This window comes from Mucilaginibacter angelicae, from assembly GCF_042434235.1.
In the GTDB taxonomy this organism is placed as follows: domain Bacteria; phylum Bacteroidota; class Bacteroidia; order Sphingobacteriales; family Sphingobacteriaceae; genus Mucilaginibacter; species Mucilaginibacter angelicae.
In genome coordinates, this window is sequence record NZ_JBHLTS010000021.1 from 400,887 (window position 1) to 413,994 (window position 13,108).

At 46.1% G+C, this 13,108-nt stretch carries 15 protein-coding genes; 10 read left to right on the forward strand and 5 right to left on the reverse strand.

Translation table 11 applies throughout. From position 1 onward, the window contains the following. Nucleotides 1-85 precede the first annotated feature (85 nt). The gene (locus ACFFGT_RS11255; RefSeq protein WP_377022627.1) at nucleotides 86-817 is read left to right on the forward strand and encodes a siderophore-interacting protein; all 732 of its coding nucleotides are present in this window, start codon (nucleotides 86-88) and stop codon (nucleotides 815-817) included. 98 nt (nucleotides 818-915) lie between these two features. Here ACFFGT_RS11255 and ACFFGT_RS11260 read toward each other — a convergent pair whose 3' ends face one another. Beyond that, a complete protein-coding gene (locus tag ACFFGT_RS11260) occupies nucleotides 916-1,668 on the reverse strand; it encodes a LytR/AlgR family response regulator transcription factor (protein WP_377022628.1) in 753 nt (250 codons plus the stop codon). A gap of 9 nt (nucleotides 1,669-1,677) precedes the next feature. Then, nucleotides 1,678-3,120: a sensor histidine kinase gene (locus ACFFGT_RS11265; RefSeq protein WP_377022629.1), complete on the reverse strand. Its 1,443-nt coding sequence runs from the start codon at nucleotides 3,118-3,120 to the stop codon at nucleotides 1,678-1,680. 210 nt (nucleotides 3,121-3,330) lie between these two features. Here ACFFGT_RS11265 and ACFFGT_RS11270 point away from each other — a divergent pair, with 210 nt between their 5' ends. Continuing rightward, nucleotides 3,331-4,305: an ankyrin repeat domain-containing protein gene (locus ACFFGT_RS11270; RefSeq protein ID WP_377022630.1), complete on the forward strand. Its 975-nt coding sequence runs from the start codon at nucleotides 3,331-3,333 to the stop codon at nucleotides 4,303-4,305. 32 nt (nucleotides 4,306-4,337) lie between these two features. Here the strand turns inward: ACFFGT_RS11270 and ACFFGT_RS11275 are convergent, their stop codons facing one another. From ACFFGT_RS11275 to ACFFGT_RS11285, 3 genes are read right to left on the reverse strand one after another with little or no spacing between them, the layout of a single operon-like run. After that, nucleotides 4,338-4,811 (reverse strand): SRPBCC family protein, encoded by a 474-nt coding sequence (locus ACFFGT_RS11275; RefSeq protein ID WP_377022631.1) that lies wholly within the window; start codon nucleotides 4,809-4,811, stop codon nucleotides 4,338-4,340. Between the two features lie 14 nt (nucleotides 4,812-4,825). Next, nucleotides 4,826-5,149, reverse strand: coding sequence for an ArsR/SmtB family transcription factor (locus ACFFGT_RS11280; RefSeq protein ID WP_377022632.1), 324 nt, complete (start codon nucleotides 5,147-5,149; stop codon nucleotides 4,826-4,828). Continuing rightward, nucleotides 5,130-5,582 carry an SRPBCC family protein gene (locus ACFFGT_RS11285; protein ID WP_377022633.1) on the reverse strand — a complete coding sequence of 151 codons (453 nt, stop codon included), beginning with the start codon at nucleotides 5,580-5,582 and terminating at the stop codon, nucleotides 5,130-5,132. Before ACFFGT_RS11285 ends, ACFFGT_RS11280 begins: the two co-directional genes overlap by 20 nt. A gap of 120 nt (nucleotides 5,583-5,702) precedes the next feature. Between ACFFGT_RS11285 and ACFFGT_RS11290 the strand changes: the two genes are divergently transcribed. From ACFFGT_RS11290 to ACFFGT_RS11325, 8 genes are all read left to right on the forward strand, one after another. Beyond that, nucleotides 5,703-6,038, forward strand: coding sequence for an ArsR/SmtB family transcription factor (locus ACFFGT_RS11290; RefSeq protein ID WP_377022634.1), 336 nt, complete (start codon nucleotides 5,703-5,705; stop codon nucleotides 6,036-6,038). A gap of 27 nt (nucleotides 6,039-6,065) precedes the next feature. Continuing rightward, nucleotides 6,066-6,554: an SRPBCC family protein gene (locus ACFFGT_RS11295; protein ID WP_377022635.1), complete on the forward strand. Its 489-nt coding sequence runs from the start codon at nucleotides 6,066-6,068 to the stop codon at nucleotides 6,552-6,554. A gap of 8 nt (nucleotides 6,555-6,562) precedes the next feature. Then, nucleotides 6,563-7,420, forward strand: a complete 858-nt coding sequence (locus ACFFGT_RS11300) for an alpha/beta fold hydrolase (RefSeq protein WP_377022636.1) — start codon at nucleotides 6,563-6,565, stop codon at nucleotides 7,418-7,420. Nucleotides 7,421-7,893: 473 nt separating this feature from the next. Further along, nucleotides 7,894-8,526: a hydrolase gene (locus ACFFGT_RS11305; RefSeq protein ID WP_377022637.1), complete on the forward strand. Its 633-nt coding sequence runs from the start codon at nucleotides 7,894-7,896 to the stop codon at nucleotides 8,524-8,526. 48 nt (nucleotides 8,527-8,574) lie between these two features. After that, a complete protein-coding gene (locus ACFFGT_RS11310) occupies nucleotides 8,575-9,945 on the forward strand; it encodes an alginate export family protein (RefSeq protein ID WP_377022638.1) in 1,371 nt (456 codons plus the stop codon). 23 nt (nucleotides 9,946-9,968) lie between these two features. Continuing rightward, nucleotides 9,969-10,721: a M17 family peptidase N-terminal domain-containing protein gene (locus ACFFGT_RS11315; RefSeq protein ID WP_377022639.1), complete on the forward strand. Its 753-nt coding sequence runs from the start codon at nucleotides 9,969-9,971 to the stop codon at nucleotides 10,719-10,721. Between the two features lie 11 nt (nucleotides 10,722-10,732). Further along, on the forward strand, nucleotides 10,733-12,649 hold the full coding sequence (locus ACFFGT_RS11320; protein WP_377022640.1) for an amidohydrolase: 1,917 nt from the start codon (nucleotides 10,733-10,735) through the stop codon (nucleotides 12,647-12,649). A gap of 12 nt (nucleotides 12,650-12,661) precedes the next feature. Continuing rightward, nucleotides 12,662-13,099 (forward strand): DoxX family protein, encoded by a 438-nt coding sequence (locus ACFFGT_RS11325; RefSeq protein ID WP_377022641.1) that lies wholly within the window; start codon nucleotides 12,662-12,664, stop codon nucleotides 13,097-13,099. Nucleotides 13,100-13,108: the final 9 nt, after the last annotated feature.

Sequence of the window (13,108 nt, forward strand, 5' to 3'; positions counted from 1 at the left end):
TTACCGGCGGTAGCCGGGGGTTGCGTGGTGAGAGAGCCGGATGGATCACCGCTCAGTACATATTAGTGCCAGGAGGGATGAGATTATGAGAAAGGGGGTTCAATCTGTTTTTACAGTCAGCGAAAAGACTTTCCTGACACCGCACTATATCCGTATTAAATTTGCGATGACCGATGAGCAATTGGAACTATTCAGCAATGTGCAGATCGGGGCGCATAATAAGATCTTTTTCCCTGATGATACAAGGCGTACCTATACAACAAGGCACATAGATTTTGTTGAAAAAGAGCTGTGGATAGATTTTGTAGCGCATGGTGATAATGGGCCGGCGTCGGCCTGGGCTAACCGCACTTACGCGGGTGATAGTCTCGCTATTGGAATGAAAGAGGGCCGAAGGCCGCTTTTTCCTGAAGCTAATGAATATATGTTCATTGGAGATAGTACAGCATTACCAGTGATTGGTGCTATGCTGGAACAACTGCCGGCCGGTGTCGCTGCAAAGGTAATTATGGAAATTCCGGGAAAAGAAGACGAAATGAAATTGTTCTCCGGCGCGCGCTTAGATATCCGTTGGGTGTATAATCCTCAGCCCGAACAAACCAGCGACCTTGCAAAAATAATTCGGGGCATGGAACTCCCCGACGAAAACAGGTTTGTTTTTGCAGCGGCAGAATACAATACGGTGAAAGATCTGAAAAGCTATTTTAGAGATGAACTGGCATGGAAATCTGAAAGCTATAGTGTTGTATCCTATTGGAAACGCGGCGAGTCGGAAGATCAGTCGTCAGCAAAGCGCAGGGAAGAAAGACAGCATTAATCCTTATGGCAATCACATGGTATTTTGCAAAAAAGATAACCCGAACGATTGGTGTAAGTAAAAAGGCTTTCCGGAACAAAGGGACTCACTGTCTTTTGTTAAAAGGTCTTATTTTTTCCTGTCGGTGATGAATGCTGGCTATTTTCCTTCACCAGCAGGGGAGAGGAAACAATCCCCTGCACGTTATTTACATAGGTTGCGCCAATGGGAATAATATGCTCGTTAATGCTGATCTGTGTTTTATCGAATTTGCTGACTTTATCGCGCGCGACAATAAATGCCCGGTGGCTGCGGATGAATTTTCCTGCGGGCAGCATGAGCTGCATATCTGTTATGGTGATCCTGGTACTTAATGAGCTGTTGTCCTGCAGGAATATTTTGGCGTAATTGCCTGCCGCCTCGATAAACAGGATGTCGTCCAGCTTTACTTTGATCTGTTCGTAGCCATCCTTGATGAAGATGGATGCGGCAGGATCGTTCGCGCCGGGCTTGTTGCGCAGGGCATAAAGTTCATGTACTTTATTGCAGGCCTTCAGGAAGCGCGGCAGGGAAAAGGGTTTGAGCAGGTAGTCGACCGCGTCCAGCTCAAAGCTTTGTACGGCGTGTTCGGAATAGGCTGTGGTGAAAACTACCATCGGCGCATTGTTGATGCTGTTCAGGAAATCAATGCCACTAATATCGGGCATTTTGATGTCAAGGAAGATGAGGTCGGTTTTGTTTTTCTGCAAATAATTTAGTGCTTCAAAAGCATTAGTGAAGGTTTCCCTTAACTCGATAAAGGGAACCATAGCGGCATGCGACCTGACTACGTCGAGCGCTATGGGTTCATCATCTATGGCGATGGCTATCATGCTTTAAAATTAATTATTTATGGTCAGTTGCAGGGTCAGGTGGATGAAAAACTCCCTGGCATTCTCGCGGATAACGAGTTCGTGCCTGTTGGGATAGAGCAAATTCAGCCTTTGCTTTACATTTTCCAGCCCGATACCGCCCCGGCCTTTTTCCGGATCGTTCTCTTGGTGGTTGTGGATGCTGTTATGCACATCAAAATAAAGCGTGCCCCCTTCAATCTGCAGGGCAACTTCGATATGTGAGGGGTTTTGCAGACTGATGCCGTGCTTAAAAGCATTTTCGACAAAAGGGATCAGCAACATCGGGGTTATGGTGAGCGGGCCCTGGTATTCTTCAATGTCTGTTTCTATCGTGATAGAGGGCGATGTGGCGCTGCGTAGTTTTTGCAGCAGGATATAGCTGTTAAGATAATCGATATCACGTGAGAGCATGATCTTATCCTTGACGTTCTCTTCCAGCATAAAGCGCATCATATCGCCTAATTTCTGAATGCCTTCGCCTGTTCGCGCAGCCTGTTCCTGAAGGGCTGTGCCATACAGGGTGTTTAAAGCATTGAACAAAAAGTGCGGGTTGATCTGGGATTTTAAGAAATTGAGATTGGCATCTGACTGGCCCAGTTCGGTTTTGAGCATGCTGATCTCCTCCTGTTTTTTCGCGTTACGTCTTTTATAGGTACTGAGGGCCAGGGGCGTCACCAGCAATAACTGCGTAAAGAAATTCAGGATCACCAAATTCTGGATATTACCTTCGTCGCCCATATCAATCACCAGCACCGCATTTGCGGTAGGGGTCAGGAGCACCCTGTCATTGCCTTTGAAGGATAAGCTGATCAGGCATACTGCGATGCAGGACAGCAGCGTAAACAGGAACATGCGCAAAATATAGCGGAGGGTTTTCCTGTTCTTTAATTTAATAGCCGGTAATATGACATGTACTGCATACAAGTATAATACTATCGCGGCCGACACTACAAACAGGAGGTAAAACCGCAGCATTAGTGGGGTAGAAAGGTAAAGCAGGCCTACGGTGGTCAGGAGCCAGGAGGCGGTTAGCAAAGCTGCTTCGTCATATAAGCTGCTTTCACTGTTTTTCCGGTTTCGGTTGAAATAGATGTACAGGAGTTTCAAGCCGAGCAGGGCCGAAAAATAAATATTGATGATCCCAACGAGGTAGGCAAGGGCCATAAAGAGAAACAGGAACAGGGAGCCCCGCAATGCCGCGCGGTCTTCCGCTTCAAAAGCAGGCGCGAGGTAGAAGCAGAGCAAAAGGTATATGGTAAAGGTTACGAGGTAGCTGAACAACAGGGGCATCAGTGTTTGCGTGCTCATTTGGTTTTGGTGAGCCAGATCCAGTATGGAGATGAGCAGTGCCGCGAGCATGCAGCCGGTCATGATCCAGAATTCGATCCGGGCGGCATCATTTTTGAATTTTAGGCTTAATTGTTTTAACATGGCTTTGTGATATAGATATAGATTTGTGGGTTTCTGCTGCAATGGTACAAAGGCTATTTTTATCCGGAAAGTAAAATGTGATAAACCATCCGAAAAATGTGATGGACACAGCTGTTCGTTGAAAAAAATGTTGCAACATGGCTTAAAGACAGGGGCCCGGTTGTTGGGTTTAAGTTTAGTTATATTTGTTTTATCCTAAAAAACATCCTGATGATACGACCCTACGAAATGAGCCTCGGGCTGCCGATGGAGGTAGCTGATCAAGTAATTTCGACAACCGATAAGGTTTGGGAGATTTTGCTGGCCAGCCGGAATGGTGACCTTGAAAAAGTAAAGGAACTGAGGGATGAATGTCCCGAACTGATCTACGCGCAATACAATTATACGCCGCCAATCCATTTCGCGGTGCGCGAAGGACATACTGACCTGGTCCGTTACTTGCTTAACCAGGGCGCGCATGAGCCTGGGTACAAAATGTACCCTTTCCGGGAGCCGCTCGATACCATCGCTGAGGATCGCGGCTACCATGAGATCGCCATATTATTGAAAGATTACGCGGCTGACCCCGCCCGGAAAAGGTATTCAGGGGATAACGGGCGGATTTTTTTTGAGCGTACAAACTTACAGGCTGAATTTGAAAAGGTGGTGGACCGGAATGATGTGGAATCCACAGAACTGATCTTAAAAGAGCACCCTGAATTTGCCAAAGATGAGACTTATTTCTGGGGCGAGGGTATCCTGCTCTTCGCGGCCAAGAAAAACCAGCGTGCAATGGCAGACCTGCTGCTGTTTTATGGCGCGAAAGTACCGGAGATCCTGAAATGGGTACAATTCTATTATTTTGAACGGCTGGATGGCGCGACTTATATGATGGAAAAGGGGATGAACCCGAATACAATGAGCTGGCACCATGTCACTATTTTGCACGATATGGCGCAGAAAGGTGATCTGACCAAAGCAGAACTGTTATTGAAATACGGTGCGGAGATTAATGCTATTGAAGAAGAATACCAAAGCACGCCGCTTGGTTTGGCGGCGCGCTGGGGACATCTTCCGATGGTGGAATATTTATTAAAACAGGGCGCCGATCCGAACCTGGCCGGGGCGGACTGGTCTGCACCCCTGGCCTGGGCCGAAAAGAAAGGGCATGATGAAATAGCCCGTTTGATCAAATTATACAGGTGAGCAGGGGCGCACGAGCTGTTATGACCCACTGATTATACTTCGGTTTTCACCATAACATCATCCAGGCGGTGTGGCTGGCCTTTGCCGGTAGTGATCAGGTTTAACAGGCTATGCTGCAGAAAATAGTTCCAGCCTTTAAAGCAATCCTGATAACATTCGCTTTCCGGGACTAATCCGATGTGGGTAAAAGCGATTTGTGTTTTACCCTCTTTTTTACTGATCTCAAAGCTAATACGGGTGCCTGTCCATTCGGTTTTGTTGTCAAGGAAACTTAAATAACTGTCGGTAACCAGCCATACTATCTTTTCGTTCGGAATTACCTCGGTTAATTTCTGTTTAGAGTAATGCATGTCTGCAAAGCGGACTTCAAATTCATCGTTTAGTTTTTCTGAGTGACCTTTGAAATCTTCCGACCACCAGGCGCGGATGTCATTGATGGCATTAAATACTTCTTCCGGGCTTTGGTCTGCGACCATTGTAGCGGTAAAATCTTGTGTGTTCATCATGATGTGGTTAATATTTAGTTTGGTAATTTGTTATTTAACAAGGTCTCCAGTTTTTTCAGTTTCGATGCCCAGAACTGATCGAAGTAGGAGAGCCAGGCCTGTAACTCTTTGAAGCCGTCCTGTTTTAGTGTGCAGTAGCGTTCGCGGCCCATATCCTGTATGGAAATGAACCCGGCTGTTTCCAGTATTTTTATGTGCTTGGAAACAGCGGGGCGGCTCATGTCAAAATTGTCTGCCAGGCTGTTGATGGTCAGGCTGTCTTCTGAAAGGAGCATGAGCATCTTCCGCCGGCTCGGGTCCCCAATCACCTGGAATGTATCAAGCGTTGGTATGGCCATGTGCTTCGGGATTTAAAAGTTTTTCGATATTCTGGAATTTTTCCTGCCAGCCGTGCATCAGGGCGTGATACATCTCCAGGTTCTCTTCCTGGTTAAAGCCGCGGTGTTCCAGGAATATTTCTGTGCCGTGCTCCCTGGGTTCCAGCTGCCAGGTCACGACTGATTCCAGTGTGATCTTTCCATCTCCGGGGCCGCAGTTCCAGGAATAGCTTAATGTTTTTAAAGGTTCGATGTTCAGCACCTTGCAGTAAAAGATGCCGTCAAAATTCAACGCGGCTTTCGCGCCGGTCCGGAACTGAAATTCATGCCCCAAAACAGGCTGAAAATCATTTTTCATGAGCCATTGGGCCATGAGTTCGGAACTGGTCAGGTATTCCCAAACAGCCTCGGCGGGATGGGCGAAGAAATACTGGTGTTTAATAACTTTTGCCATAATGGGTAACTTTTAGGTTACTCAAATATATAGGTAACTTATGAGTTACGCAAATTTATTTTTTAATAATTTGTACAACCAAATGGTTGTGTTTATATTTGGCAACCATTTGGTTGTATTATGATAGAAAGAAGGGATGTTTTTCAGGCGATCGCGGACCCTACCAGGAGAATGATTATACAGAAGTTGTCGCAGGGCCCTCAAAACCTCGCGGGTATTATAGCGGATTTTGAAGTCAGCAGACAGGCCATTGCCAAGCATATTAAGGTGCTTCATGAATGCGGTATGATCACGGTTACTCAAAAAGGCCGGGAACAGGTTTGTGAGGCGCGGATGGAGCAGCTGGATGAGGTGAGCAACTGGGTAAGCGAATCTAAAAAACTGTGGGGCCAACGTTTTAAACAACTGGAAAAATTCCTGGAGGATAATCATCAGCGGGGAAATGAACTGAAATGATCTGAAAATTAAAAAAGCGAAAAACACATGGAAAACCGTGTCAGTAATAAGGACGTGTTTATTGAACAAATCTTCAATGCCAGTCCTGAAAAAGTGTTTAATGCCTGGACTGATCCTGAGCAGCTGATGAAATGGTACGCGCCCGATGGCTGCACCGTTCATTTTAAAAGCATTAACGTTATCACAGGCGGGAGTTTCCACTCCTGTATATCCAATCCACAATACGGAGATTGCTGGGCCATAGGTACTTATCATGAGGTTTCGCCTTATACTAAAATCGTGTTCAGCCTGATCAACGCCGATGAATATGGTAAACCAATAGACCCAACCGAAATTGGCATGGACCCTGACTGGCCGGGAGAAACACTGGTGACGGTGACCTTCGCTAAAGAGAACGGGAAAACAAGGATGCAGTTAAGGCAAACGGTTTCCCAGGAACTGGCTGCAAAAACCGGCGCCTATCCAAGCTGGTTGCAAATACTTAACAAAATGCAAATCCTGCTTAACGCTAATTAATTCCTGCTATGAAAAAGACAATTTTATACGCTATTTTCACACTGCTGTTATTTTCATCATTTAGAATGGATAATCAGCCCGCACCGGGCCCGCTACATGGCTACTCCGCTGTGAACGGGATTCAAATGTATTATGAGATCTATGGGCAGGGGCAGCCCCTCGTTCTGATCCACGGCGGCGGTTCAACCATTGAAACCACGTTCGGGCGGGTTATCCCGATGCTGGCCAAAAAGTACCGGGTGATTGCTATGGACCTGCAGGCACATGGGCGCAGCGGCGACCGGGATGCCCCGGAATCTTTTGAACAGGACGCGGATGATGTTGCCGCGCTGCTTAAAAATCTGCACATTCCCAAAGCCAGCTTTTTTGGCTTTAGCAACGGAGGTACAAGTGCTGTCCAGATCGCTATCCGCCATCCTGAAATCGTTGATAAGCTTATCCTGGGCTCTGCGCTGTGCAAGCGCAGCGGTGTACCTGAACAATTCTGGGGCTTTATGAAAGCAGCTAAACTTGCAAACATGCCGGAAGAGCTTAAAGAAGCTTATTTAAAAGTTTCAGCCAATCCCGGTGGCTTACAGGTCATGCACGATAAGGATGCAGCAAGAATGCTGAACTTCAAGGATATACCGGATGAAGAGATCAGGTCGATAAAAGCTCCTGCGCTCATCATCATTGGCGACCGGGATGTGATCAAACCAGAGCACGCTATTGAGATGCAACGGCAGATAGCCGGCTCCGAACTTGCGATCATTCCGGGTGGTCACGGCGAGTATATCGGAGAAATCACAACCTTGAAGTCAGGTTCCAAAGAAGCCAGTTTTGTTATCCCGATGATTGAAGAGTTTTTGAATAAAACAAAACGGTGATTAACGCTTTCGGGTTAATCCTGCTGGTTATAAAGAAAAACATGTCCGGAATATTAGAAAGAATTGCGATCCAATATAATATCCTGCGGGTTGGTCTTTCCCCAGAAAAGAAACTGCGGTTTTTGGTCACCGCTTTTCGATATGATTTCGCTAATCCGACGCATGAGATCGAAAAGCGATTGCTTTTTTTCTTCTTGTAACGCTTCATCAAGTGTTTGGTTGATCTGACGGAAGCCCGTTGTAAGGGCTTTTTCATTAGCATTGATCTGGCGTCAAGGTTTGAGGAGGTTTTTGTGCAGAAATTTAGAAACCGCTTTCCAATTATCTTTTTCGCACCCTGCTCAGTTGAAAATCGTTAATTTACGAAATATCATCATTTATACAATTAATTAACTTGATTTAATTTATTGTATATCAGTTGTTTATAATATTGGCATTGTTCATGGGTTATAGGGTTTAAAAATTTTATTTTTATGAAACCATCACCAGATCTATTAACTCCTGACAACCATGTATTGGTTATGATTGATTTTGAAGGGCAAATGGCCTTTGCCACCAAAAGCATCCCTTTAAGCGAATTGCGTACAAATACGGCAATTATTTCCGGGGCATCTAAAATTTTTAACGTTGCTACGATCGTTACTACTGTAGCCGAAGAGTCGTTCAGCGGGCCGGTGTTCCCGGAAATAGAAGAGTTCTATCCGCAGGCAACATCAGGTTACATAGACAGAACATCTATGAACACCTGGGAGGATGAAGCTGCATATAAAGCCATAACCGGTACGGGCAAAAAGAAAATTGTTTTAGCCGGTTTATGGACAGGCGTTTGCATTGTAGGCCCGGCTTTATCTGCACTGAGTGAGGGGTACGAAGTGTATGCCATTACCGATGCCTGTGGCGATGTGAGTCCAGAGGCCCATGAGCGCGCGGTGCAGCGTATGGTACATTCGGGTGTTAAACCAATGACATCCATTCAATACCTGCTGGAGCTTCAACGTGACTGGGCACGCCAGGAAACTTATGTTGCCGTAACCAACCTGATGAAAAAATATGGCGGCGCATATGGTATCGGCATTCAGTATGCCCACCGGATGATGGCACACTAAATAATAACGCTGCGATTTCTGTACTAACCCTTTATACTACCATTTTCCGTGAATAAAATAATCTTATTGTCATGTGTATTATGCTCGTTTGGCCTGCAGGCGGCCTTGGCGCAGTCATTTAAACTGATGCGCTATGATGAGGATTACAGTGCTTTTAAATCGGATACTTCCTGTAAAATTTATAATAAGATAAAGTACATTGGGTTATCAGCAAACCGCAGCGTTTATCTTTCCTTTGGAGGCGAAATCCGCTATGAATACGCCGGTAAGATGGATGAGAACTGGATAGCAGGACAGGGTTACAACTATAGCTTTTTACAGCGTTACTCTTTAAATACAAATTTACAGTTGGGCAGCCGCTTAAGGATATTTGCGCAGGTTAACAGCGCACTTGAAAACGGAAGCAAATATGGCCCGGCCCCGGTTGATGAAGATAAGCTGAACGTGCAGGACCTTTTTGCCGAACTAAAAGTGTGGCAAAAAGATGATCAAAGTTTATCCGTAAGGGCGGGCAGACAGGAACTTAATTACGGTACGGGCAGGTTAATCTCCGTTAGGGAAGGTACTAACGTACGTTTGTATTTTACCGGCGCCAAGGCTATGTATAAATCTAAACGTTTCACTGTAGATGGGTTTGCTATGATGGCAGATAACGTTTATCCCGGCGTATTTGATAATAAGCCTACCCACCAGGTAAATCTCTGGGGTGCGTATTCAACGCTCATCATTCCAAAGGGCGGCAATTTTGATTTTTACTACCTGGGTACAAAAAATAACGATAAAGCGTATGAGGAGGGCATAGCTAACGAAACAAGGCATACCATTGCCACCCGGTACTGGAAAAATGGGGGCGGGTTCATTTATAACCTTGAAGGCGCGTACCAGTTTGGTACGTTTGGGAAAGGTAATATCAATGCCTGGACAGCCGCTATAGATCTTGGCTATGTTTTCGATAAGATGAAGGGTAAGCCAAGTATCAATCTCAGAAATGACTACATCTCAGGCGATAAGAAGAAAGGGGATGGAAACCTGCAAACCTTCAATCCGCTTTATCCAAAGGGAGGATACTTTGGGTTTAATCCGCTTATAGGGCCGGCCAACTTAATCGACCTGCACCCTTACGCAACTTACAGCCTTACTGACCAATGTGATATCCAGGCCGATGTAGTATTTAACTGGCGCTATTCTACCCAGGATGGTTTATACCGGCCCAGCGGCAACTTTAACCTGCCGGGGGCAAGCTCCACACAAAAATACATTGGCACCACATACCTCGCAAGCGCCGAATACAAATTCAGCAAGTTTTTCATGCTGAGCAGCGGCGTTCAATATTTTAAAACAGGGGCTTTTATTGAGGACGTAGTGCAGCCTACAGCAGGCTCCTGGTTCTATAACCTTCAGTTCACCTTTAAATTTTAACCACCTATTTAATGCATAATATTATGAAAACATCAACTAAAACTCCGTTTAACATGCCTGGACAAATCATCAGGATGTCCATTGCTTCATTATTGCTATTAATAAGTGCCAGCACAAGCTTGCTGGCACAAGATGCAAAACCCAAGCTCACTGCCGTTGGTACGACTGCCGTTTTGGGCAAGGCAGATGGCATAACTATAGAAGGTAAAGTGCAAAGCCCTTCGGGCCAGGCCACGCCGCTCCAGATCGTATGCATTTTTGAATATGAAGAAGGCGATCTTACCAGCCCGCAGGCACTTCCGGCTGCGGCTAATGGTCTTCTGCATGTTGATGAGGCATTAAAAGGCCTGATAACCGATTTGCGTAAGAGCGGGAAATTTTTAGGTCACCGGTTAGAAACCATGCTGCTTACCCCACCCAAAGGCAGCATGCCGGCGCAAAAATTACTATTGATAGGGTTAGGTAACCGCAAAGATTTTACCCCAGACCTGATGACCGATATCGGCAGGGTTGGTATGCGCGAAGCCTTGCGTTTAGGTGTAAGCAGCTACTCGCATGCCAGTGATCTTAAAGATGGCGGTATAGATTCACCTACCGGTACTGTTGCCGTTAACGTGGTAAAGGGCGCATTGGAAGCATACGAAACAGAGCAATACCTGGTGAATAAGAAAGTGACTACCCACAAACCTTTAACAAAAGTTACCCTGTTGGCAGGGCAGGCATTTTTTACTCCTTCGGGCGATGCCATTAAAACCTATTTATCAAGCAGAAAATAATACAGCCGGTTATGAAAAAAGCAGATATGGTATTGTTTAACGGTAAAATCCATACCGTTGATGCCGAGGTACCCGCAGCGACAGCCGTGGCGATACAAGATGGGAAGATCATTGCTGTAGGCGATGACGCTCCGATATTAAAATATGCCGGTGATAGCACAACTGTTATCGACCTTCAAAAGAAAAGGGTTATACCTGGTATCAATGATTCGCACACGCACCTGATCCGCGGCGGGCTTAATTATAACCTGGAATTGCGCTGGGATGGTGTACCCTCATTAGCTGATGCGTTGCGGATGCTCAAAGAACAGGTAGACCGTACACCATCGCCCCAATGGGTGCGCGTAATAGGCGGCTGGTCCGAATTTCAGTTTGCTGAAAGACGGATGCCTACACTGGCCGAGATCAACGCAATATCACCGGATACCCCTGTGTTTATCATGCATTTGTATGACCGGGCTTTTATGAACCGGGCTGCACTAAAGGCTGTTGGCTATACCAAAGATACCCCTGCGCCGCCCGGAGGGCATATTGAAAGAAATTCACAGGGAGAGCCAACCGGCCTTATCCTGGCTACACCCAATGCCATGATCCTGTATTCCACACTGGCTAAAGGGCCTAAATTATCCTATGAGCACCAGGTTAACTCCACCCGCCATTATATGCGCGAAATGAACCGCTTTGGTATAACCAGTGTAATTGATGCAGGAGGCGGTTTCCAGAATTTTCCGGATGATTATAAGGTGGTGCAGGAATTAAATGACGAAGACAAATTAACTGTTAGGATAGCCTATAATTTGTTTACCCAACGCCCCAAACACGAGGAAGAAGATTTTGAAAACTGGACAAAAAGCGTAAAACTATACCAGGGCGATGAGATGTTTCGCCATAATGGTGCGGGTGAAATGCTGGTATTTTCCGCTGCAGATTTTGAAGACTTTTTACAGCCCCGTCACGAACTGCCCGAACAAATGGAGGATGAGCTGGAGCGTGTAGTTCGCCTGCTGGTTGAAAACCGCTGGCCTTTCCGCCTGCATGCTACTTATAACGAAAGCATCACGCGCTTTTTAAATGTGTTTGAAAAGGTAAACCGCGATATGCCATTTGATGGGTTGCCATGGATCTTTGATCATGCCGAAACCATTCATGAAAAAAATATAGAACGGGTTAAGGCCCTTGGCGGAGGCATAGCCATTCAGGACAGGATGGCTTTTCAGGGCGAATACTTTTCAGATCGTTACGGCAAAATCGCGGCCTCGCAAACCCCGCCGGTAAAAAAGATGCTGGAAATGGGAGTGCCTGTTGGCGGCGGAACCGACGCTACCCGGGTATCGAGCTATAATCCCTGGCTGGCATTGTATTGGCTCACATCGGGCAAAACGGTAGGCGGGGCCTCTTTATATGGCGATAACAAACTGAGCCGCGAAACCGCACTTGAGCTTTACACCCGTGGCAGTGCCTGGTTTAGCAATGAGCAGCAAAAAAAGGGAAGTATAAAAACCGGTCAACTGGCCGATCTTGTGGTACTCGACCGTGATTATTTTACCGTTGATGAGGACGAAATAAAATCTATCGAAGCAGACCTGACCATATTAGGAGGCAAAGTAGTTTATGCCAAAGGTGCATTCGCCCCACATAACCCGCCGCCTGTACCCATCTTGCCCGATTGGTCGCCAACTCAAATTTACAATGGCTATTTCCCGGGGAGCAATCATTTAGCCCCGGCTAATTCCAAACAGGCTAAAGCCGAAAAACGCAAATCGGATGATGCGATACTGCAGCTGCAGATTGCTACCGCAGTGCATTCATGCATAGGCAGCTGTAATGTACATGGCCATAACCATAACGATGCACGCCTGAGCAAGGTACCTGTTAATGATTATACAGCCTTTTGGGGGACTTTAGGTTGTTCATGTTTCGCATTTTAAATCATAAAAATTATGAACGATATTATTAAACAGCTACTTTATTCAGATTTAGGTTCAGCCCTGGGTAACTGGGCTATGTTTGCCTTCCGGATCCTGCTGGCTATCGAACTTTTCCGTGTGCACGGGATGAAAAAATTCAGGGGGAATGATGGTAAACCCGAAGTAGTGCCCAATCCGCTTGGTTTACCACAATTTATAAATAACATGATAGCCACACTTTCAGATACCGTAGTGCCGGTGCTGGTAATACTGGGTGTGTTTACCCGCCTGGCAGTGCTGCCAACAATCGGCATTACGGCAGTGGGGTACTTTGTGGTGCATAAAAACGACCCGGTCGAAGTCAGGGATGTTCCCTTTATGTACACCATCTGTTTTCTGCTGTTGCTTGCAACCGGCCCGGGCAGTATCTCGATCGATAACTACCTTTTCAATCACTTTTTTAACATTTAAATATCTCTG

Excerpts from the sequence above, each read along its gene's own strand:
- ACFFGT_RS11275 (WP_377022631.1), bottom strand. The coding sequence starts at position 4,811 with ATGATGAACACACAAGATTTTACCGCTACAATGGTCGCAGACCAAAGC.
- ACFFGT_RS11315 (WP_377022639.1), top strand. The coding sequence starts at position 9,969 with ATGAAAACATCAACTAAAACTCCGTTTAACATGCCTGGACAAATCATC.
- ACFFGT_RS11280 (WP_377022632.1), bottom strand. The coding sequence starts at position 5,149 with ATGGCCATACCAACGCTTGATACATTCCAGGTGATTGGGGACCCGAGC.
- ACFFGT_RS11325 (WP_377022641.1), top strand. The coding sequence starts at position 12,662 with ATGAACGATATTATTAAACAGCTACTTTATTCAGATTTAGGTTCAGCC.
- ACFFGT_RS11260 (WP_377022628.1), bottom strand. The coding sequence starts at position 1,668 with ATGATAGCCATCGCCATAGATGATGAACCCATAGCGCTCGACGTAGTC.
- ACFFGT_RS11305 (WP_377022637.1), top strand. The coding sequence starts at position 7,894 with ATGAAACCATCACCAGATCTATTAACTCCTGACAACCATGTATTGGTT.
- ACFFGT_RS11270 (WP_377022630.1), top strand. The coding sequence starts at position 3,331 with ATGATACGACCCTACGAAATGAGCCTCGGGCTGCCGATGGAGGTAGCT.
- ACFFGT_RS11255 (WP_377022627.1), top strand. The coding sequence starts at position 86 with ATGAGAAAGGGGGTTCAATCTGTTTTTACAGTCAGCGAAAAGACTTTC.
- ACFFGT_RS11285 (WP_377022633.1), bottom strand. The coding sequence starts at position 5,582 with ATGGCAAAAGTTATTAAACACCAGTATTTCTTCGCCCATCCCGCCGAG.
- ACFFGT_RS11295 (WP_377022635.1), top strand. The coding sequence starts at position 6,066 with ATGGAAAACCGTGTCAGTAATAAGGACGTGTTTATTGAACAAATCTTC.
- ACFFGT_RS11300 (WP_377022636.1), top strand. The coding sequence starts at position 6,563 with ATGAAAAAGACAATTTTATACGCTATTTTCACACTGCTGTTATTTTCA.
- ACFFGT_RS11265 (WP_377022629.1), bottom strand. The coding sequence starts at position 3,120 with ATGTTAAAACAATTAAGCCTAAAATTCAAAAATGATGCCGCCCGGATC.
- ACFFGT_RS11320 (WP_377022640.1), top strand. The coding sequence starts at position 10,733 with ATGAAAAAAGCAGATATGGTATTGTTTAACGGTAAAATCCATACCGTT.
- ACFFGT_RS11290 (WP_377022634.1), top strand. The coding sequence starts at position 5,703 with ATGATAGAAAGAAGGGATGTTTTTCAGGCGATCGCGGACCCTACCAGG.